The sequence below is a fragment of the Brevundimonas bullata genome (genome assembly GCF_014207965.1).
GTDB lineage: Bacteria > Pseudomonadota > Alphaproteobacteria > Caulobacterales > Caulobacteraceae > Brevundimonas > Brevundimonas bullata_A.
The window spans coordinates 193,224-211,760 of record NZ_JACHLM010000003.1 but is presented as its reverse complement, the minus strand read 5'-3'; the positions used below and the strand labels follow the sequence as shown (position 1 = coordinate 211,760).

Here is an 18,537-nt window from a genome sequence, read left to right as displayed (position 1 = left end):
ATGAGAGGGGCGCGCCCGATGGGATCAGGCGCGCCCTGAACCCCTTACTTCGGGCGCAGGTCGTTGGTGACGTCGCCGGTCTTCAGCGGCTTGCCGCCGAACTCCGACGCATAGGCCGGGGCCAGCAGGGTCTGGAAGGTCGAGGCGGGCAGGGTCAGGTAGTAGGCGCCTTCGACGTAGGGACCGACCGCATAGGCGTCGAGCAGGAAGGTCAGGCCGCCGGCCTTGCCCGGCGCATCGCCGGGGGCGAGGACGATGGCCACGTCCTTCAGCTTGGGGCAGGACCAGGTGTCGCCGCCGACCTTGACCGGGGTGGCGCCGGGGCGGGCCTTCTTGGCGGTGTTGACGGCGTCGCACAGGGCGCGCTCCAGCGACGACAGGTCGGCGCCCTTGGCGAAGAGGTCGGCCGGGCTGATGCGGCGCTTCTCGGCCTTGTCCCACAGCAGGGCGGTCGCGACCGTGTTCGGATGGGCGCCGCCGGAATAGTCGAAGTCGGTGCGCATGGCGCTGAACAGGCGGCCGGTCTGGACCGGATCGCCATAGGCGATGGTCTTCTCATAGGGGCCCATGGCGCTCTCGCCGCCGGCCTCGGTGCGGTCGGCCTGGGCGCCCTCGGCGTACTTGGCCAGGTCGGCGACTTCCTGGCGATAGAGGGCGGCGTAGAGCTCGGGCTGGGTCTTGATGGCGTCCGGCAGGGTCAGGCTGACCTTGGCGTAGGGGGTGGCGCTTTCGTACTTCAGCGGGCCGTCGGCGGCGACCGCAGCGGCGGCCTTCGACGCCTCGGGCGCCTTCTGCTCGTTGCGCTGGCAGGCGGCGAGGGAGGCCGCGACGGCGACGGTCAGGAGGAGGGCGCGAAGCGGGACGCGGTACGAGGTCATGCGGAGTTCCTTTTGGGAGGGCGCGATCAGGAAGCTAGGCCGTTGAACGCGATGGCGGCCAGAAGGATCAATCCCGCCTCGCGATTTGACTTGAACAGGCGCAGGGCCAGGGCGCCGTCCTCGGGTTTCAGCGCCTTGACCTGCCAGGCCAGATGCAGGGCGTAGGCGGCCAGACCGACATAGAAGACGGGGCCGAGACCGGCGACGAAACCGGCGGCGCCCGCCAGCAGGACGGCCAGGACGTAGAAGATCGCCACGCCCGGCTTGACCTGGGCGCCCAGACGCCGGGCCGAGGACTTGACCCCGGCCATGACGTCGTCCTCGATGTCTTGAAGCGCGTAGATGGTGTCGTAGCCGAGGGTCCAGAAGACGCCGCCGGCGTACAGAAGCAGGGCCGACAGGGCGAGATGGCCCATCTGGTTCAGCCCCTCCGCCATCCAGTAGGCGTCGCCGCTGGCGCGGACCTGCAGCACATAGAGCCAACCCAACGAGAACAGGCCGCCGGTCGCCGCCGCAAAGCCCAGCAGGGCCCCCCAGTTGAAGGTCAGGCCCAGCCAGGCTTGGGGCCACCAGGTGATGCGCTTCATGAAGGGATAGGCCGCGACCAGTCCCAGCGACAGGGCGCCGAGCAGGACGGATGTCAGGTTCATGGTCAGCAGGATGCCCAGGCTGATCAGGCACAGACCGGCGACGAAGGCCCAGGCCTGTTTGACGCTGATCTGACCCGCCGGAATGGGGCGCAGGGCGGTGCGGGCCACCTGGGCGTCGAAGTCGCGGTCGACGATGTCGTTCACCGCGCAGCCGGCGCCGCGCATCAGGCAGGCCCCGATGGCGAAGCCCACGATCAGCCACAGCTCATAGCCGCCGAAGGGGCGGTCGTACTGGTTCAGGGCCAGCATGATCCCCTGCCAGCCGGGCAGCAGCAGCAGCCAGGTGCCGATGGGGCGGTCGAAGCGGCCCAGCTTCAGCCACGGCTTCAGCCCCTCGGGGGCGTAGCGGTCCACCCAGTTCTGGCGGGCGGCGTCGGGAAGCGGGGCTGTGCTCATGACAGGGTCTTAGACCCTCAGGCGGGCGCGGGTGAAGGGGGAGTGTCCGATCGGCGTGATGCGAGACGCTTGCGGGATGGGGGCAGGCTGCGCTTAGTGTCGACGCAACTGGAGGGAGCCGCCGATGACTGAAGCGCCGATCAAGGGCCCCGCGTCCTATTTCCCCTCCATCGAGAAGAAGTACGGACGGCCCATCAGCGAGTGGAAGGCCGAGGTCCGCGCCCTTTATCCGGCCAAGCACATGGAGCTGGTGACCCTGCTCAAGGACGAGCACGACATGGGCCACGGCCACGCCAACGCCATCGTGGCGCACACCCTGGCGGAAGACGGGCTGAAGTAGGGGACAGGCGCTTGCGTCCAGGGCGTAGCCGTCAGAGAACACTGCAAAGCTTAACCGCTTCCCCGACCTCTGGCGGGCAAGGCCCAGTAAAAGAGTGACCCTTCGCCATGGCCAGTCCGTCGCTTTCTCCGGGCGAATTCCTCGGCGCGCAGGCGCGCGGCGTGCGGGCGCATGGCTACAAGGTCGATCTGAGGATCGCCACCCTGCCGCCGGAACAGGTTCACCTTCATTCGCATGAAGACGCCCATTTCGTGCTGGCGCTGGACGCCGGATACCGCAGTCTGGCGCATGATCCCCTGACCCCGCGTGATCAGGCCTTTGGTCCCGGGGCCCTGGTCTGGAACCCGGCAGGGGTTGAGCATCGCGATTGTTTTGATGAGGCGGGCGGGCGGTTTCTGTCGCTCAGCTTCATGCCGCCTTCGGGCGCGCGCTTGGGCGATCCCTTGCGTCTGCGGGGGGCGGCGGAAGGCGTGGTCAGGCGGCTGGTCGGGGCGACCGCGCGATTTCTTGCGGGCGATGAGATGATCATCGAAGGGCTGGCGCTTGATTTGGCGGGGGCGGTCCTGTCGCCGGATGAACTGGACGAGGACCCGGCGCCGGAATGGCTGTGGCGAGCGAGCGAGATCATCGCCGACATGGGCGCCCATCCGGGGATAGAGGTCCGCAGCATCGCCGCCGAGGTCGGGGTCCATCCGGTCTCGCTGGCGCGGCGCTATCGCCGTCACTACGGCCAATCGCCGGCGGCGGCCATCCGGCAGGCCCGCGCGGATCGCGCCGCAGGCCTGATGGCGGGCGGGGCCGATCTGGCCGCCCTGGCCGCCGCGACGGGCTATGCCGACCAGAGCCATATGACCCGTGATTTCACAAGCATCTACGGTCTGAGCCCGGCGCGTTACCGGGCGATTTTTCGCTAGCGGTTTCACCTGTTCAAGACGGCCGCAAAGGGGTGTGCGACGCAGCACGTCTTCAGGAGATCTCCCTCATGTATCGCCTCGTTATCACCGCCTGCGCCCTGCTCGCCGTCGCCACCCCCGTCTCAGCCCAGACGCCCTGGCGCACCGGCTCCCCGGAAAGTCAGGGGGCCTCTGCCGAGCGGCTCGCCGCCATGGACGCCGCCGTGCGCGCCGGAACCTTCCAGAAGATCACCAGCGTGCTGATCGCCCGCCACGGACGGCTGGTTCACGAGACCTATTTCGACGAGGGCGGCGCCGAGGCGCGTCGCAACACGCGATCGGCGACCAAGACGGTGACCGCCATGCTGGTGGGCGCGGCCATCGGCGAGGGCGACATCGCCAGCATTGATGCGCCCGTCATGCCCTTCATTGCGTCCCACGGCCCCTTCGACAATCCCGACCCGCGCAAGGCCGCGATCACGGTCGAGGACCTGCTGACCATGAGCTCCTTGCTGGAATGCGATGACGACAATCAGTTTTCGCGCGGCAATGAAGAGCGGATGTACCTGATCGAAGACTGGGTGAAGTTCGCCTTCGACCTGCCGATCAGGGGCTTCCCTGCCTGGATTCCCAAACCCGCTGATCAGCCCTATGGCCGCGCCTTCAGCTATTGCACCGCCGGGTCCACCACGCTGGGCGCGGTCGTCCAGTCGGCGACGGGCGAGCCTCTGGACGCCTTTGCGCGCCGGGCCCTGTTCGCGCCGATGGGGATAGAGGGCGAGGAATGGCAGATCTCGCCGAAGGGCCTGCCCCAGGGCGGTGGGGGTCTGGGGCTGCGCAGCCGCGACCTGCTGACGCTGGGCCAACTGCTTCTGAACCGGGGCCAGTGGGAAGGGCGTCAGGTGATCCCCGAGGACTACGCCGTGGCCATGACGACGCCCCAGGCCAGCGTCGATCCGCAGCGCGGCGACTATGGCTATTTGATCTGGCTGCCGACCTACACCGTCAACGGCCAGCCGCACGCGGCCTGGGCGATGGCGGGGACCGGCGGCAACAAGGTGGTGATCGTGCCGGATCTGGACGCCGTCGTGGTTGTGACCACTGAGAACTACAACGTGCGCAATCCCCACGGCCTGGCCGACACGCTGATCGCGGAACACGCCTTGGCGTCGATCAACACGCGGTAGGGGCTGACTACAGCTCCGGACAGGTCTAGTCCTTAAGGTTGTTGCGGTCCGCAGGAGCCAGCCGATGACCTTGCCTCGACAATCGAACCGGCCGCCCAACATCCTGTACCTGACCTGGATCATCCTGATCGGGGCGGCGGTGGGCGGCTTCCTGACCGGGGCGTTCAGCATCACCTTTGTCGCGGCGGGGACCTTGCTGCTGTCGCTGGTTCCGATCTGGGTGGGGGAGAGGATCGGCGTGACCCTGCCGACGGCCTTTGTCAGCGCCATCGCCGCCTTCCTGTGCGCGACCCTGGTGCTGGGCGAGGTCGGGGACTTCTATGAGCGCTACTGGTGGTGGGACGTGGTGCTGCACGGCGGCTCGGCGGTGGCCTTCGGCCTGGTCGGGTCCTTGCTGATGCTGATGCTGGTCAAGGGAAACCGGCTGACGGCGGCGCCCTTCACCGTGGCCTTCTTCGCCTTCTGCTTCGCCGTCATGATCGGCGCGGTGTGGGAGATCTGGGAGTTCACCCTGGACCAGTTGTTCGGCCTGAACACGCAGAAGTCCGGTCTGGTCGACACCATGTGGGACCTGATCGTCGATACGGGCGGCGCCCTGATCGGGGCGGGCGCGGGCTGGGCCTATCTGAAGGGGCGTCAGAACGGGCCGCTGACCCGGGCCATCCACGCCTTCATCGACAAGAACCGCCGCCTGTTCGGCGACGACTGAGAAGGGCTACTTCGCCAGCCGCCCCTCGGCCTTGTCGGCGCTGAAGACGATGTCCGGGTCCGGCTGCTTGGCCTCAAGACCCGGGCAGTTCAGCTGGTGCAGGACGTGGCGGATGATGTTCAGCCGCGCCTTCTTCTTGTTGTCGGTGGCGACGATGGTCCAGGGGGCATAGTCGAAATGGGTGCGCTCCAGCATCTGGTCGCGGGCGGCGGAATAGTCGCTCCAGCGTTTCTGGGCCTCGGCGTCCAGCGGCGAGACCTTGAAGCGTTTCAGCGGGTGGGTGGTGCGTTCGTCCAGCCGCCGCGACTGCTCCTCCTGGCTGATGTCGAGCCACAGCTTGATCAGGACGGCGCCGGACTGGGTCAGCATGCGCTCGAAATGCGGGGCGTCATGCAGGAAGCGCTCGTGCTGGGCGGGGGTGCAGAAGCCCATGACGGCCTCGACCCCGGCGCGATTGTACCAGGAGCGGTTGAAGAAGACGACTTCCCCCGCGGCGGGCAGGTGGGCCGCGTAGCGCTGGAAATACCACTGGGTCAGTTCGCGGTCGTTGGGTTTGGGCAGGGCGACGACGCGGGTCTGGCGAGGGGCCATGAACTCGGTCATGCGCTTGATCGCCCCGTCCTTGCCGGCGGCGTCCCGGCCCTCGAAGACGATGACGATCTTCATCTCCTGTTCGATGGCCCAGGCCTGGGTCTCGACCAGTTGGATCTGCAGCGCTTCCAGGGTGTCGGCGTAGTTGTCCTTGGCCATGAAGGAAGCGTCCCATTGTTGCGATAAACGAAGCTTGCGGCAAATTCACTGGCGCCGCCAGCCTGGCTGTTGTGAATGGAACGCAACGGAGCCCGAAATGATCAATCGTCGTCATGTCATCGCCGCCAGCGCCGTCGCCGGCGTCCTGCCCGCCGCCGCCGCCGCCGTCGCTGAGCCGGTCACAGCTTTTGACGCGGCGCTGGGCGCCGCCTTTGACGGGGTGAAGCCAGCCGCCCTGGCGGGCGGACTGGTCACGGCGCAGGGGCTGGCATGGTCGGGCGTGCGGGGTGTTCGCCGCAGCGGGCAGGACGCTTCGGCTCTGGCCAGCGACCGCTGGCACCTGGGCTCCAACACCAAGGCGATGACGGCGGCGGTGTTCGCGCGGCTGGTCGAGCAGGGGCGGGCGCGCTGGGCCATGCCGTTGGCCGAGGCCTTTCCCGGCGTGAGCATCGACGCAGGCTGGGACGGCGCGACGTTGGACGATTTCATGAGCCACAGCGCGGGGCTGAAGGACGAGGCCGTCATGGGCATGGCCTGGCTGATGACGGCGCGGGCCGATCAAAAGTCCCTGCCTGAACAGCGCCGCGCCATCGTCGAGAAGGCCTTGGTCGCGCCGCCATCGGGCCAGCGCGGGACCTTTGAATACGGCAATGCCAACTATGTCCTGATCGGCGCCGCTATCGAGGCCATCACCGGCGGGTCGTGGGAGGCGGCGATGCAGGTCGAACTGTTCACACCGCTGGGCCTTACCTCGGCCGGGTTCGGTGCGCCGAAAGGGGAGAACGCCTGGGGCCATCGTCGTATCGGCGAGACGGCGATCGCCATGGATCCGAGCGACGACGGCTCCGACAATCCGCTGGCGCTCGGTCCGGCGGGAACGGCGCAAATGACGGCGGCGGACTATGCCCGTTTCCTGCAGATATTCCTGACCGAAGGCGGCGGCTGGTTGCAGCCTGAGACGGTGCGACGGCTGATCACCCCGGCTGACGGCCAGTCCTACGCCTGCGGCTGGATCGTCCTGCCGCCCCAGCCCTGGGCCAGGGGGCCAGTGATCGCGCACGAGGGGTCGAACACGATGTGGCACGCTATCGCCATCGTAGATCCGGCGGGCGGGCGGGCCTTGTTCGGGTTGTCGAACGACGGCGGGCGCGGCGGTTCCGCCTGTCAGGCCCTGGCAATGGGGATCCTGCGCGCGCTCTAGGGCATTGGTTTGGGGATGACAGCAAAGCCTGCACCTTTGGCCGATGTCTGGAGCGGGATCGTGACCCTGGGCCTGCTGGCCTGCGGGCTGTTCTTTCTGCTGGACGCCTTCGCGCCGCCGCAGGACTTGCCGTGGAAGCCGCTGGACCTGCGCCAGCCCATAGGCTGGGCCACCGCCGACAAGGTCGCACGCCTGGAGGTGGATGATCGGGCCTCGCCGCAACAGGTCGAGGCTCGCACGACCGCCTGTCTGGCCCTGCTGCGTCAGGCCGGGGTTCAGGTGCGGCGGGGGCAGGATCGCGACGACGGCGGCTTCTGCGTGGTGCGGGGCGCGGTGCGCCTGACCGGGGGCGAGATGACCCCGGTCAGTCCGAGCGGCCTGGCCATGCGCTGTCCGCTCGCGGTGCGTCACGTCTTGTGGGACCGCCACGTGCTGCAACCCGCCGCCCGTGACGTCCTGGGGGTGGAGCCGGCGCGGATCGACAGCCTGGGAACCTATGCCTGTCGCCGCATCTATGGATCGCAGGAGACCACCGCGCGGCCCAGCCAGCACGCCCGCGCCAACGCCATGGATGTTGCGAGCGTGCGCTTGGCTGACGGGCGGACGGTGTCGGTCTTGCGAGACTGGGATGGGCGGGGCGCAGCAGGGGCGGGCGGCGCGGTCTTTCTGAGACGCCTGCGCGACGGCGGTTGTCGCCTGTTCGGCAATGTTTTGACACCCGATTACAACGCGGCCCATCGTGATCACTTCCACCTCGACGGCGCCGCCAGGGGCGTCTGCACGCGGTCGCCCCGTTAACTCAAACGGCGTGTGGCGACATGCGCTTTACAGTTGACGACCTGTGGATAGTCGGGTGACAAAGTCGGGCAGTCCGGATTTTTCGCGGGGTCCAAACCCGCGTCTCGCTCCTTCGCCTGAACGAGCTTGTCCAGATGGACTGACGGATTCTCCAGCATGGAAATCCGCCTGGCAAAGCGCGTTTACGGAGACGCTAAGATGGCGACCGGCACGGTTAAGTGGTTCAACCCGACCAAGGGCTATGGATTTATCCAGCCCGACAACGGCGGCTCGGACGTTTTCGTCCATGTCACCGCGGTTCAGAAGGCAGGCCTGCAAGGCCTCGATGAAAACGCCAAGGTCGAATACGAGCTGGAAGACCAGCGCGGCAAGACCTCGGCCGTGGACCTCAAGGTTCTCTAAGGCCGACGAGCAAGGCGCGGAACCTACGGGTTCCGCGCCTTTCTTTTTGCCTGGAAGAGAAGAGCGCTAACGCGCGGCTCGCGGAGCCGCGCTGCTTGAGCGCAAAAGACAACAACACCGTCACCACCAAAGCCGCCGTCATCCTCGGGCTTGACCCGAGGATCGGGTTGTCCGCCTGCGCGACGCCAGCGAGGTTGAGCGTGCCCCTACGCTCGATCCTCGGGTCAAGCCCGAGGATGACGGCGGCAGGAGTTCAGTGAGGGCGGCGGGGCGACCTCGCGCCCTAGAACCCCAACTCGGCCCTTAACGCCTCGGGCGTCAGGCCGCCGGCGCGCAGTTCGGCCAGGGTCACCGACTGGTCGCGCTTGGCGTAGCGACGGCCATCGGGGCCGGTCAGCAGGCGGTGGTGGCGATAGACGGGCGCGGGCCAGCCCATCAGGGTCTGGATCAGGCGCTGGATGTGGGTGGCCTCGAACAGATCCAGGCCGCGCACGACATGGGTCATGCCTTGCAGGGCGTCGTCGTGGGTCACCGCCAGATGATAGGCGGTCCCGGCGTCCTTGCGCGCCAGGACCACGTCGCCCGCCGTTTCCGGGCGGGCGCGGATCAGGCCGGTTTCGCCGTCGGGGCCTTCGCCTTCCTCGACGAAGGACAGCGCGTTCCAGACCGCGCCGCCCAGGGTTTCGCGGGCGCGCTCCAGCGACAGGCGCCAGGCGTAGGGGCGGCCCTCCGCCAGCAGGCGGGCCTCCTCGTCGGACGGATGCGGGCCGGGGCGGACGGCCTCGGCGGGGCCGTGCGGGGCGTCGCCGATGGCGTCCAGGATCTCCTTGCGGGTGCGGAAGCAGCGATAGACCAGCCCGCGCGCCTTCAGCGCCTCGATGACGGCGGCGTAGTCGGCCAGATGCTCGGACTGGCGCCGCACCGGCGTCTCCCAGTCGAGACCCAGCCAGGCCAGGTCCTCATAGATGGCGGCTTCGAACTCGGGCTTGCAGCGGGTCGGGTCGATGTCCTCGATGCGCAGGACGAAGCGCCCGCCGGCCTCGCGCGCCGCGGTCCAGGCCGTCAGGGCCGAGAAGGCGTGGCCCCGGTGCAGGCGTCCGGTCGGCGAGGGGGCGAAGCGGGTGGCGAACATCGACGGATCAGAAACGCTTGAGCGCTCCGGCCTTTTCGGCCTGGTCGACGGCGACGCGGATATCGGCCTCGGCCACGAAGTCGAACTGGGCGATCAACTCCTCAAGGGCGAAGTCCGGCTGGGACAGGGCCCAGCGCATGGCGTGCGCGACGGGGCCGGTGAAGGCGGGGCCGAGCAGCCCGGTCGGTCGATAGGCGGTGAGCGTCAACGCCTGCGGCAGGGCGAAGCGGGCCGGGCGGGGGGCCAGCTTCTCTTGTGACATGGCCACTTCGTCGCGGAAGGCGGGCAAGGCGGTCAGACGCGCCAGGCGCTGGCCGAGGTCGGCGAGATGAGCCTGCAACGGGCGCCCGCCGTCCAGGGCCGCGGGCGGCATATAGGCGCGGAACGCCGGATCCTGCATCGCGGCCTGCTCCAGCAGGGAGAAGATGATCCGCCCATAGAGCGGGGTGACCGAGAAGGTGGCGTGCAGCGAGGCGCCGTCCTGGGCCAGGGCGTCGTGATAACAGCCGCGCGGCAGATAGAGGACGTCGCCGGGGCGCATCCGCACCTCGGCCATCAGGCGGCCCCGGCTCTGCTCCAGCCAGCGGCGAGTCTCGGGCGTGTCAGAGGGGAAGTCGACAGGGCTTTCGGCCCGGTTTTCGTAGAGGCGCCAGACCTTTTCGCCCTCGACCTGCAGGGCGAAGACATCGTGCAGATCATAGTGAGTCCCGAACGCCTGAACGCCCTTGAACGAGCAGTAGAGGTTGACCCCGATAGCGGCGGCGAAGGCGCGGCCCAGCATGGCCGAGGCGTCGGCCAGGCGCGGGGTCAGCTCCTGCGTGTCCCCGGCGATGAGGCTGGCGCCGGTGGCCAGGAAGACGGCCACCTTGGCCGGGTCGGGGCGCAGCACGGGGCCCGACTGGGTCTGGACGTGTCGGCAATACTGGTCTGGCGCGATGGCCACCGTGTCGCGCACCAGCTTCAGCGTCTGGGCGGTCCAGATCGACGACTGGTTCAACAGGGCGTTGAAGCCGTCCCAATCCAGCAGGCTCCGCTTGGTCGCGCCGTCTGCGGCGGGAATGTGCAGCGGTTTCCGGCCGTGAAACTCAGCGAAAAAGCGATCGGGGGTGATCGGGTGAAGAAGTTCGTTCAAGGTGCGCATCGGCCGCCACGCTAGAGCGGCGCCGTTTCCCTGTCGATACGGACCATCATGGCCACAGCCCCTTGCGCCTCCTCTATCGCCGCCGCCCGCGAGGCCCTGGCCGCCGCCGATCCGGCGCTGGCGCGGGCGCACGCCTCGACACCGGTGTTCGAGTGGCGGCTGCGCCCCGGCGGCTACGAGGGCCTGTTCCGCATGATCGTGGAGCAGCAGGTCTCGGTGGCCGCCGCCGCCTCGATCTGGAAACGGACGGTGGAGGGGCTGGGCGGGACGGTGACGCCCGACGCCGTTCTGGCGCTGGATGTCGAGACGCTACGGACCTTCGGCCTGTCGGGACAGAAGGCGAAATACGGCCACGAGATCGCCCGCGCCCAGACCGAGGGCCGCATCGACTTCGATCATCTGGAACGGCTGGACGACGTCGAGGCCGTCGCGGCCCTGGTCGCCATCAAGGGCGTGGGCCGGTGGACGGCGGAAACCTTCCTGATGTTCTGCGAGGGGCGCCTCGACGTCTTTCCCGGCGGCGACGTGGCCTTGCAGGAGGCGATGCGCTGGGCGGACGCGGGCGAAGTGCGTCCCAATGAGAAACAGGCCTATGCGCGGGCGGAAATCTGGCGGCCGCATCGCGGAGTGGCGGCGCATCTGCTCTGGGGATGGTATGGAGGGGTCAAGCGTGGCGATATCGCGCTGGAGGACCCGTCCACTTGAACCCGCTGACTGACGCCGATCTGACCCGGCCCGAGACCGTCCTGCCGCTGCTGGACTTCGCCGGCGTGGCCGTCTTCGCCGCGACCGGCGCCCTGGCGGCGGCGCGCGAGAAGCATGATCTGGTGACCTTCGCCTTCTTTGGCGCCATCACGGGGGTCGGGGGCGGGACGCTGCGCGATCTGCTGATCGGGGCGCCGGTCTTCTGGGTGCAGGACTGGCGCTATATCGCCGTCTGCGTGCTGGCGGCTGCGGCCTTCTGGGTGCTGGGGGCGCGGACCTGGCGTTTCCGGGCTCTGCTGTGGCTGGATGCAGTCGGCCTGGCGGCCTATGGCGTCATGGGGGCGGCCAAGGCGGCCACCTATGGCGTGGCGCCCCTGATCTGCATCGTCATGGGGGTGCTGACGGCCTGCTTCGGCGGGGTGGTGCGGGATGTGCTGGCGGGGCAGCCGTCGATCCTGCTGCGGCGCGAGTTGAACATTACGGCGGCTCTGTTGTCGGCGGGCCTGTTTGTGAGCTTGAAGGCCCTGACCGTGCCCACCTGGCCGGCGGTGGGGGTGGCGGTGGCGGCGGGCTTTGGCCTGCGCGCGGGCGCCCTGTTGTGGGGATGGAGCCTGCCGGCCTTTCCCAGCGCGCCGGGTCGAAACTGAGGATTGATCCATGAGCGATGTTCCCGCCGCCTATCGCGACGCGCCGCGCTGGCCGTTCGGCGACAGCCCCGAACTGGCCGATGAGCTGCTGGCCCTCATTCTTGCGGGCGGCAAGCGGGCGACCTGTTCGTCGCTGGCGGCGTGCGAGGCGGACATCATGCCGACCGTGGGCGAGGTCAGCGTCATCCTGGACGGCGCCGGCGTTCCGCGCTGCGCCATCCGCACCACCGAGGTCGAGATCATGCCCTTCGAGGCGGTCAGCGAGGACTTCGCTCGGGCCGAGGGGGAAGGCGACCTGACCTATGAATGGTGGCGCGACGCGCACGAGGCCTATTACCGTCGCGAAGGGACATGGGCGCCGGGCATGAAGGTGGTCTGCGAACGCTTTGAACTGGTCGAGGTCTTCTGACGCCGCGTCACGAAAACGCTGCATGTCGGTCATGGCGATGAGGGGGAATCGGGCGTAGGCTGAGGCTGTAAGACTAGGGAAGGAGACGTGTCCTCACTCCTGTCGCCTCAAGATCCCCCCGTATGCGCGGGAGGGCCTGATGCAGGTCCTGACCCGTCCTCCGTCCGGCTGGCCCGCCCTGGTGCTGAACGCTGACTTCCGGCCCCTGTCCTACTACCCCCTGTCGATCTGGCCCTGGGAAGAAGTGGTCAAGGCCGTCTGGCAGGAGCGCGTCGACGTGGTCGCCACCTATGACAAGGTGGTGCGCAGTCCGTCGATCGAGATGCAGCTGCCCAGCGTCATCGCGCTGAAGTCCTATGTCGATCAGGACCGCAAACCCGCCTTCACCCGCTTCAACGTCTTCCTGCGCGACGGCTTCGCCTGCCAGTATTGCGGCGAGAGCAGCCTGGCCCAGGACCTGACCTTCGACCACGTCATCCCCCGCTCGCGGGGCGGCCGCACCACCTGGCAGAACATCGTCGCCGCCTGCGGCCCCTGCAATCTGAGGAAGGGCGGGCGCACGCCGCAACAGGCGGGAATGCCCCTTCTGCGCCGCACCGCCCATCAGCCGAACTCGTGGGAGCTGCAGGAAGCCGGCCGCCGCTTCCCGCCTCACTTCCTGCATCAGAGCTGGTTGGACTACCTCTACTGGGACATCGAGCTGGAGCCCTAAGGGGGCGGCCATGGGCGGGGCCAAAGAAAAAGGCCCGGCGTTTCCGCCGGGCCTTTGTCGTATCAGTCGGTCGCCGTGGATCAGGCGGCTTCGGCCTCGGCCTCGGCGGCGGCCAGTTCGGCGGCGGTCGGGACCGGCTTCTTGGCGCTCAGCGACTTGCCGAGCAGGGCGACGGCGGCGTCCTTGTCGATCTTGTTGGCGGCGGCGACTTCACGGGCCATGCGGTCCAGGGCCGATTCGTACAGCTGACGCTCCGAATAGGACTGTTCCGGCTGGGTGTCGGCGCGGTGCAGGTCGCGGACCACTTCGGCGATCGAGATCAGGTCGCCCGAGTTGATCTTGGCTTCATATTCCTGGGCGCGACGCGACCACATGGTGCGCTTGACGCGGGCGCGGCCCTTGAGGGTCGTCAGAGCCTTGGTGACGGTGTCGTCGGCGGCCAGGGTGCGCAGGCCAGCCGTCTTGGCCTTCTTGGTCGGGACGCGCAGGGTCATCTTTTCGTGGTCGAAGGTCACGACATAGACTTCCAGGGACATGCCGGCGACTTCCTGAGTCTCGATCGCGGCGACCTTGCCGACGCCGTGCGCGGGATAGACCACCGCGTCGCCAACCTTGAATTCCAGACCGGTCTTGCTCGTCATGTCATTCCTTTCCCGGAACAGGGATAAAGCGAGGCGCTGTATGCAGCCGATGGGCGAAAACAACCCCGCCGCCGGAAACTGGTCCCGTCGGTTGGGCGGTCAGGTCACACATCAGAAGCGAAAGCGGATCACCGAACCTCTGGCCGACCCCGTCTGTTCAACGGGGGACTGTCGCAAACGCGGGCGGCGCGCATGACTGCGGAACCGCCCGTTTCGAATAGGGAGGAACCTATCATAAAATCGGGGAATCTCAAAACATCCACAGGACGACTGAGAGGTTCCGGCACTTTGTGACCGGATTGTGTCGAGACCTTAGGAGCCCTTGCCGGGTTTCGTGCTGAAGTATTTCTCGAACTTGCCGGTCTCGCGTTCATACTGTTCGCGGTCGGCGGGAGGCGTGCCCTTGACGGTTATGTTGGGCCAGACCTTGGCGTATTCGGCGTTGACCTGCAGCCACTTGCCGTCGGGCTCGTCCTCGGTGTCGGGGACGATGGCGTCGACGGGGCATTCCGGCTCGCAGACGCCGCAGTCGATGCATTCGTCGGGGGCGATGACCAGGAAGTTCTCGCCCTCGTAGAAGCAGTCCACCGGACAGACCTCGACACAGTCCATGAACTTACATTTCACGCAGGCGTCGGTGACGATGTAGGTCATGGCGGTCGGGCGGGCTCTCTGGCGCAATCAGGGTCGAGGGCGGGCAAATGGCCCCGTCGGAACCAAGTGTCAACCGAGGGCGCTGTTCAGCGATGCGAGAAGCTTGACGGGCTCGAGGCGCGTCTGCATCCCATACGGTTGAAGATCATCGTTCAAAGAGGAGGTTCGCCCATGCGTTTCGTCGCTCGTTCCGCAGTCGTTCGTGTCGGCGCGGGGGCTGTCGCTCTCAGCCTTCTGGCCGGGGGCGCCGTCGTCGCCCAGGCCGCCCTGACCAAGGTCCCGTCCGAGGTTCAGGCCGGCGACTACAGGCTGGATTCCGCCCACGGCAAGATCACCTGGTCGGTCGATCATCTGGGCTTCTCGAAATATTATGGCCAGTTCGTCAATGTTCAGGCCGAGTTGAAGCTGGACCCGGCCAACCCTTCCGCCAGCAGCCTGACGGCGACCATTCCGCTGACCGAGGTGGATTCCAACTCGGACGGGCTGAACAAGCACCTGCAGACGGCCGACTTCTTCGACACCGCCAATCATCCGGTCGCCACCTTCCGCTCGACCCGCATCGTCGTTGATCCGTCGGAGCCGAACGAAGCCATGGTCTATGGCGAACTCACCCTGCGCGGGGTGACCAAGCCGGTGACCATGGAGGTCGAGTTCAACCAGGCGGGCCAGACGCGCGGCGGCTACAAGGCCGGCTTCGACGGCGAGGCCAAGATCAAGCGCTCGGACTTCGGCATCACCTTCGCCCTGCCGGCCCTGGGCGACGAGGTCGAGCTGCACATCGAAGGCGAGTTCGTGAAGCCGGCGGCCTGAGGCTATCCTCCCCAGGTCAGGCTTCTGGCGCGTCGAGCGCCGCATATAGGGCGCGGGCTTCCTCGGGAGGGCCGCGCCTTTCGCCCAATTGGACCACGCGCACGGCGACCAGCCGCCCGCCCTGCGCGAACAGCAGGTCGTCGCCGGGGTGGACGCTGCGGCTGGGCTTGTCGAGCCGGGTCTGGACCCCGTGGTGGGTCAGGCGGATCAGGCCGCGCTCGACCATGTCGGCCGCCATGCCTCGGGTCTTGGCGAAGCGGGCGCGCCACAGCCACAGGTCGATGCGGCAGTGCGGGACGCTGTCCGCGACGGGGGTCACGGGACAGGGCTCACGAAGTCGCGGCCTTGCGCCTCGGGCGGCGCTTGCGGCGCGGGGGCGCGGCGGGCTGGGTCAGTTGGGCCAGGGCGGCGAAGGGCGAATCCTTGGGCGGGGCGGTCGGCTGGCCGGGGCGCGGGGCCTTGTCGGCGCGGGGCGGGCGCAGGGTGGCCTGCACCTGTTTGGCCTGTTCGGCAGTCCAGCCGAGTTCGGTGAGCGCTTCGTCGGACAGCGCAGACTTGCCGGCGGCGCGCGACAGGTCGGCGAAGCGTTCCAGCGCCTCCACCGGCGCGGTCCACGATCCGACGGCGCGCCGACCGAAGGCCGACAGCGCGCGCGGTGACGGGACGGGCGAGGGCAGGGGGAGGAGGGCCTCGCCGCCGGGGCGGAAGGCCTCGGTCACAAAGGCCTGGGCCAGCAGCCGGGCGCGGGGCTTGAGCGCGCCGGGCAGCCAGACGGAGTGGGCGCCGACTCTGATCGCAAAGGTCTTGACCGTGCGCCGCTCGTGCTGGCTCAGCGCCGCCAGATCGCGCTCGACCTCGGCGCGGGTGATGACGCCGCCCGCCTCGATCAGGCGAAAGGCCAGGCCGCGCGGCAGGCCGGTCAGGCTGCCGGTGTCGAGCGCCTGACGCAGGCGACGAAGGTCGCGAAGGGCGCGCCCGGCCTCCGAGGCCAGCCAGGCCTCGATGCGCCGCTGGGCCCGCTCGCGCGCCGGGACCGGGCCAAGGTCGCCCAGCAGCCGCACGCGCGGCGCGAAGGGATCATCGTTGAGGATGCGGGCCGTCAGGGCGCCCTTCCACAGGACGTCGCCGCCGCCTGAACGCGGGTTAGGAAGAAGGCTGAAGGCTTCGTCGGCCTCGGCGGCCAGCTTGCCGAGGCGCCGCGCGATCTCTGGTCCCACGGCGCGGGTCGCGGCCTGTCGCAGCGCCCGGTCGGCCAGGGCCGAGCCGCCCGCGTCGGGGGTGAAATGAACCCCCTCCAGATGACCGACCACCTCGCCCTCGACCGTCACCTCGCCGTCGTCGGCCACGCCCGCCAGGGTGTCCGAACGCACGTTCAGCGCCCGCATCAGGGCCGTGGTGCGCCGATCGACGAAGCGGGCGGTCAGCCGTTCGTGCAGGACGTCGCTGAGCCGTTCCTCCAGCGCCTTGGTCCGGTCGCGCCACCCTTGCGCCTGATCCATCCAGTCTGGGCGGTTGGCGATATAGGCCAGGGTCCGCACCCCGGCGAGGCGGGCCGACAGCTGGTCGATCTGGCCGTCGTCGCGGTCCAGATCATTGAAGCGCGGGGCGACCCAGTCCTCGGTCAGGCGGCCCCGGCGACTGGTCAGGGCGGTGAAGATCTCCTTCGACAGGCGGGCGTGCTCGTCCAGGGTGGTCTTCTGGAAATCCGGCAGTTGGCAGGTCTCCCACAGCCGCATCAGGGCGCCGCGCGAGCGGGCGATCTTCTTGATGTCCTCATCCGCCGCGAAGCGCCGCAGCAGGGTCTCGTCCAGGGCCTGGGCTGTCAGCCGCAGGCCGAAGCGTTGAGGCGTCACCGTCAGCGAGCGCAGCAGGTCGGGTAGGGTGTCGAAGTCCAGCCGCCCGTGACGCCACTCGGCGGCCTCGACCGGATCGAAGCGGTGAGTAACCACCTGTTCGAGGATGTCCTCGTCCAGCTCCTCGGCCTCGCCCGTCACGCCGAAGGTGCCGTCGCGCAGGTGACGTCCGGCGCGTCCGGCGATCTGGCCGATCTCCGACGCGTGCAGCCAGCGGGTGCGCGTGCCGTCGAACTTCCTCAAGCCCGCGAAGGCGACATGGTCCACATCCATGTTCAGCCCCATGCCGATGGCGTCGGTGGCGACCAGGAAGTCCACCTCGCCCGACTGGAACAACTCGACCTGGGCGTTGCGGGTGCGGGGGCTGAGGCTGCCCATGACCACGGCGGCCCCGCCGCGTTGGCGACGCAGCAGCTCGGCGATGGCGTAAACCCGCTCGGTCGAGAAGGCGACGACGGCGCTGCGGCGGGGCAGGCGGGTCAGCTTCTTGGATCCAGCGTAGGACAGGGTGGACAGGCGCTCGCGGGTGACGATCTCGGCCTCGGGGACCAGGGCGCGGATCAGCGGGGCCATGGTCCCGGCCCCCAGGAACATGGTCTCGAACCGACCGCGCGCATGCAGCAGGCGCTGGGTGAAGACGTGGCCGCGTTCCGGGTCGGCGACCAGCTGGATTTCATCAATGGCCAGGAACTCGACCTGACGCTCCAGCGGCATGGCCTCGACGGTGCATACGAAATAGGCCGGGCGCGGCGGGACGATCTTCTCCTCGCCGGTGATCAGGGCGACGGCGGCAGCCCCGCGCTGCTTGACGATCCGCTCATAGATCTCGCGCGCCAGCAGGCGCAGCGGCAGGCCGATCATGCCCGAGGCGTGACCCAGCATCCGCTCGACCGCCAGGTGGGTCTTGCCGGTGTTGGTGGGGCCCAGGATCGCCGTGACGCGCGAGGGGGCCATGCCCGAGGAACGGTCGCTCATGTCTGGGAAGAAGGTGGCGCCTTCCGCGCCGGGGTCAAGCGCGGCGATGCGGCGCCCCGGACGCCTTTTGAGCTTGGCTATTCGTAAACGGGTTCGGGCGGGAGGCGGAACAGGGGCGAAACGAATCGGGACCGAATCAGCGATTCGCTCCGATTCAGGGTTTGTTCCCTACAAGATATTGTAGATTAACGTGGATTAATCACTAGGATTTTCTTGCCGGGTCGAAAACCCGGCTCCTTCGGCTTTCCCTCGCCCCCACGACCCGCTAGGGACGACGCACGACGGCCCCGTAGCTCAGCTGCATAGAGCAAGGCTTTCCTAAAGCCGAGGTCGCAGGTTGGAGTCCTGCCGGGGTCGCCACAACCTTTGGTTGTGCGGCAAGTTATTGAAATTGCTAGACAAAATTTCGGAAAAATTCCCCAATTTGGGGCCTTCCACCGCGCGCTGAAGCCTCAGCCGAGGGATGTCGCCACGATGGTCTCTCCCCGCATGGCCGAATAGATCCGGCTCCAGGGGTAGGGAGACAGGCAGGCGACCTCGGTCATCCGGTCAAAAGACAGGTCGTCCTCCAGGTGGGCGTGGACATAGTCCAGAACCCGGTTGAGGTGAATGCGCAGGGCATTGCGCAATGCCCTGCGCATTGTTATCAAACAG

At 68.1% G+C, this 18,537-nt stretch carries 22 protein-coding genes and 1 tRNA gene; 13 read left to right on the top strand and 10 right to left on the bottom strand.

What is annotated here, in order from left to right; genetic code table 11:
• Nucleotides 1-44: 44 nt before the first annotated feature.
• Complete coding sequence (locus HNP51_RS09715; protein WP_184269971.1) at nt 45-878, bottom strand: RsiV family protein; 834 nt, start codon at nt 876-878, stop codon at nt 45-47.
• A 26-nt stretch (nt 879-904) separates the two neighbouring features.
• Entirely contained in the window at nt 905-1,924 is a 1,020-nt protein-coding gene (locus HNP51_RS09710; protein ID WP_184269973.1) for a UbiA family prenyltransferase, read from the bottom strand.
• Between the two features lie 124 nt (nt 1,925-2,048).
• Between HNP51_RS09710 and HNP51_RS09705 the strand changes: the two genes are divergently transcribed.
• The 4 genes from HNP51_RS09705 (at nt 2,049) to HNP51_RS09690 (ending at nt 5,053) form a co-directional block, all read left to right on the top strand.
• Nucleotides 2,049-2,264 carry a DUF4287 domain-containing protein gene (locus tag HNP51_RS09705; protein WP_184269976.1) on the top strand — a complete coding sequence of 72 codons (216 nt, stop codon included), beginning with the start codon at nt 2,049-2,051 and terminating at the stop codon, nt 2,262-2,264.
• Between the two features lie 107 nt (nt 2,265-2,371).
• Nucleotides 2,372-3,178, top strand: a complete 807-nt coding sequence (locus HNP51_RS09700; RefSeq protein ID WP_184269978.1) for an AraC family transcriptional regulator — start codon at nt 2,372-2,374, stop codon at nt 3,176-3,178.
• Between the two features lie 68 nt (nt 3,179-3,246).
• A complete protein-coding gene (locus tag HNP51_RS09695; RefSeq protein ID WP_184269980.1) occupies nt 3,247-4,344 on the top strand; it encodes a serine hydrolase in 1,098 nt (365 codons plus the stop codon).
• Nucleotides 4,345-4,408: 64 nt separating this feature from the next.
• On the top strand, nt 4,409-5,053 hold the full coding sequence (locus HNP51_RS09690) for a hypothetical protein (RefSeq protein WP_221415851.1): 645 nt from the start codon (nt 4,409-4,411) through the stop codon (nt 5,051-5,053).
• A gap of 6 nt (nt 5,054-5,059) precedes the next feature.
• Here HNP51_RS09690 and ppk2 read toward each other — a convergent pair whose 3' ends face one another.
• The gene (gene ppk2, locus HNP51_RS09685) at nt 5,060-5,803 is read right to left on the bottom strand and encodes a polyphosphate kinase 2 (protein WP_184269982.1); all 744 of its coding nucleotides are present in this window, start codon (nt 5,801-5,803) and stop codon (nt 5,060-5,062) included.
• Between the two features lie 97 nt (nt 5,804-5,900).
• On the opposite strand from ppk2, the gene HNP51_RS09680 reads away from it, so the two are divergent.
• From HNP51_RS09680 to HNP51_RS09670, 3 genes are all read left to right on the top strand, one after another.
• Complete coding sequence (locus HNP51_RS09680; RefSeq protein ID WP_184269984.1) at nt 5,901-7,004, top strand: serine hydrolase; 1,104 nt, start codon at nt 5,901-5,903, stop codon at nt 7,002-7,004.
• A gap of 60 nt (nt 7,005-7,064) precedes the next feature.
• Nucleotides 7,065-7,802 carry an extensin family protein gene (locus tag HNP51_RS09675; RefSeq protein ID WP_311769940.1) on the top strand — a complete coding sequence of 246 codons (738 nt, stop codon included), beginning with the start codon at nt 7,065-7,067 and terminating at the stop codon, nt 7,800-7,802.
• A gap of 198 nt (nt 7,803-8,000) precedes the next feature.
• Nucleotides 8,001-8,204 carry a cold-shock protein gene (locus tag HNP51_RS09670; protein WP_184269988.1) on the top strand — a complete coding sequence of 68 codons (204 nt, stop codon included), beginning with the start codon at nt 8,001-8,003 and terminating at the stop codon, nt 8,202-8,204.
• A 283-nt stretch (nt 8,205-8,487) separates the two neighbouring features.
• Here the strand turns inward: HNP51_RS09670 and gluQRS are convergent, their stop codons facing one another.
• Together gluQRS and HNP51_RS09660 are read right to left on the bottom strand one after the other, a co-directional pair.
• Nucleotides 8,488-9,336, bottom strand: a complete 849-nt coding sequence (gene gluQRS / locus HNP51_RS09665) for a tRNA glutamyl-Q(34) synthetase GluQRS (RefSeq protein WP_184269991.1) — start codon at nt 9,334-9,336, stop codon at nt 8,488-8,490.
• 7 nt (nt 9,337-9,343) lie between these two features.
• Nucleotides 9,344-10,468 carry a cupin domain-containing protein gene (locus tag HNP51_RS09660; RefSeq protein WP_184269993.1) on the bottom strand — a complete coding sequence of 375 codons (1,125 nt, stop codon included), beginning with the start codon at nt 10,466-10,468 and terminating at the stop codon, nt 9,344-9,346.
• Nucleotides 10,469-10,525: 57 nt separating this feature from the next.
• On the opposite strand from HNP51_RS09660, the gene HNP51_RS09655 reads away from it, so the two are divergent.
• The 4 genes from HNP51_RS09655 (at nt 10,526) to HNP51_RS09640 (ending at nt 12,950) form a co-directional block, all read left to right on the top strand.
• On the top strand, nt 10,526-11,182 hold the full coding sequence (locus HNP51_RS09655; RefSeq protein ID WP_184269995.1) for a DNA-3-methyladenine glycosylase: 657 nt from the start codon (nt 10,526-10,528) through the stop codon (nt 11,180-11,182).
• Nucleotides 11,179-11,829, top strand: a complete 651-nt coding sequence (locus HNP51_RS09650) for a trimeric intracellular cation channel family protein (protein WP_260398435.1) — start codon at nt 11,179-11,181, stop codon at nt 11,827-11,829. Before HNP51_RS09655 ends, HNP51_RS09650 begins: the two co-directional genes overlap by 4 nt.
• A 10-nt stretch (nt 11,830-11,839) precedes the next feature.
• Nucleotides 11,840-12,238 carry an ASCH domain-containing protein gene (locus HNP51_RS09645; protein ID WP_184269999.1) on the top strand — a complete coding sequence of 133 codons (399 nt, stop codon included), beginning with the start codon at nt 11,840-11,842 and terminating at the stop codon, nt 12,236-12,238.
• A 136-nt stretch (nt 12,239-12,374) separates the two neighbouring features.
• Nucleotides 12,375-12,950 carry an HNH endonuclease gene (locus HNP51_RS09640; RefSeq protein ID WP_184270611.1) on the top strand — a complete coding sequence of 192 codons (576 nt, stop codon included), beginning with the start codon at nt 12,375-12,377 and terminating at the stop codon, nt 12,948-12,950.
• A gap of 80 nt (nt 12,951-13,030) precedes the next feature.
• Here the strand turns inward: HNP51_RS09640 and HNP51_RS09635 are convergent, their stop codons facing one another.
• Both HNP51_RS09635 and fdxA read right to left on the bottom strand, forming a co-directional pair.
• Nucleotides 13,031-13,591 (bottom strand): CarD family transcriptional regulator, encoded by a 561-nt coding sequence (locus tag HNP51_RS09635; RefSeq protein ID WP_184270001.1) that lies wholly within the window; start codon nt 13,589-13,591, stop codon nt 13,031-13,033.
• Nucleotides 13,592-13,903: 312 nt separating this feature from the next.
• A complete protein-coding gene (fdxA, locus tag HNP51_RS09630) occupies nt 13,904-14,245 on the bottom strand; it encodes a ferredoxin FdxA (RefSeq protein ID WP_184270003.1) in 342 nt (113 codons plus the stop codon).
• Nucleotides 14,246-14,416: 171 nt separating this feature from the next.
• Between fdxA and HNP51_RS09625 the strand changes: the two genes are divergently transcribed.
• Nucleotides 14,417-15,055, top strand: a complete 639-nt coding sequence (locus HNP51_RS09625) for a YceI family protein (RefSeq protein ID WP_184270005.1) — start codon at nt 14,417-14,419, stop codon at nt 15,053-15,055.
• Between the two features lie 16 nt (nt 15,056-15,071).
• Here HNP51_RS09625 and HNP51_RS09620 read toward each other — a convergent pair whose 3' ends face one another.
• Nucleotides 15,072-15,374: an RNA-binding S4 domain-containing protein gene (locus tag HNP51_RS09620; RefSeq protein ID WP_184270007.1), complete on the bottom strand. Its 303-nt coding sequence runs from the start codon at nt 15,372-15,374 to the stop codon at nt 15,072-15,074.
• Between the two features lie 10 nt (nt 15,375-15,384).
• Nucleotides 15,385-17,883, bottom strand: a complete 2,499-nt coding sequence (locus HNP51_RS09615) for a helicase-related protein (RefSeq protein ID WP_184270009.1) — start codon at nt 17,881-17,883, stop codon at nt 15,385-15,387.
• Nucleotides 17,884-18,166: 283 nt separating this feature from the next.
• Between HNP51_RS09615 and HNP51_RS09610 the strand changes: the two genes are divergently transcribed.
• A tRNA-Arg gene (locus HNP51_RS09610) sits at nt 18,167-18,243 on the top strand.
• A 92-nt stretch (nt 18,244-18,335) separates the two neighbouring features.
• Here the strand turns inward: HNP51_RS09610 and HNP51_RS09605 are convergent.
• Nucleotides 18,336-18,512: a hypothetical protein gene (locus tag HNP51_RS09605; RefSeq protein ID WP_221434175.1), complete on the bottom strand. Its 177-nt coding sequence runs from the start codon at nt 18,510-18,512 to the stop codon at nt 18,336-18,338.
• Nucleotides 18,513-18,537 lie beyond the last annotated feature (25 nt).

Bases quoted from the DNA above. Each gene is read 5' to 3' on its own strand.
- HNP51_RS09700 (WP_184269978.1), top strand. From the start codon at position 2,372: ATGGCCAGTCCGTCGCTTTCTCCGGGCGAATTCCTCGGCGCGCAGGCG.
- HNP51_RS09615 (WP_184270009.1), bottom strand. From the start codon at position 17,883: ATGAGCGACCGTTCCTCGGGCATGGCCCCCTCGCGCGTCACGGCGATC.
- HNP51_RS09690 (WP_221415851.1), top strand. From the start codon at position 4,409: ATGACCTTGCCTCGACAATCGAACCGGCCGCCCAACATCCTGTACCTG.
- HNP51_RS09715 (WP_184269971.1), bottom strand. From the start codon at position 878: ATGACCTCGTACCGCGTCCCGCTTCGCGCCCTCCTCCTGACCGTCGCC.
- HNP51_RS09670 (WP_184269988.1), top strand. From the start codon at position 8,001: ATGGCGACCGGCACGGTTAAGTGGTTCAACCCGACCAAGGGCTATGGA.
- HNP51_RS09710 (WP_184269973.1), bottom strand. From the start codon at position 1,924: ATGAGCACAGCCCCGCTTCCCGACGCCGCCCGCCAGAACTGGGTGGAC.
- HNP51_RS09635 (WP_184270001.1), bottom strand. From the start codon at position 13,591: ATGACGAGCAAGACCGGTCTGGAATTCAAGGTTGGCGACGCGGTGGTC.
- fdxA (WP_184270003.1), bottom strand. From the start codon at position 14,245: ATGACCTACATCGTCACCGACGCCTGCGTGAAATGTAAGTTCATGGAC.
- HNP51_RS09655 (WP_184269995.1), top strand. From the start codon at position 10,526: ATGGCCACAGCCCCTTGCGCCTCCTCTATCGCCGCCGCCCGCGAGGCC.
- ppk2 (WP_184269982.1), bottom strand. From the start codon at position 5,803: ATGGCCAAGGACAACTACGCCGACACCCTGGAAGCGCTGCAGATCCAA.
- gluQRS (WP_184269991.1), bottom strand. From the start codon at position 9,336: ATGTTCGCCACCCGCTTCGCCCCCTCGCCGACCGGACGCCTGCACCGG.
- HNP51_RS09680 (WP_184269984.1), top strand. From the start codon at position 5,901: ATGATCAATCGTCGTCATGTCATCGCCGCCAGCGCCGTCGCCGGCGTC.
- HNP51_RS09695 (WP_184269980.1), top strand. From the start codon at position 3,247: ATGTATCGCCTCGTTATCACCGCCTGCGCCCTGCTCGCCGTCGCCACC.
- HNP51_RS09645 (WP_184269999.1), top strand. From the start codon at position 11,840: ATGAGCGATGTTCCCGCCGCCTATCGCGACGCGCCGCGCTGGCCGTTC.
- HNP51_RS09625 (WP_184270005.1), top strand. From the start codon at position 14,417: ATGCGTTTCGTCGCTCGTTCCGCAGTCGTTCGTGTCGGCGCGGGGGCT.
- HNP51_RS09705 (WP_184269976.1), top strand. From the start codon at position 2,049: ATGACTGAAGCGCCGATCAAGGGCCCCGCGTCCTATTTCCCCTCCATC.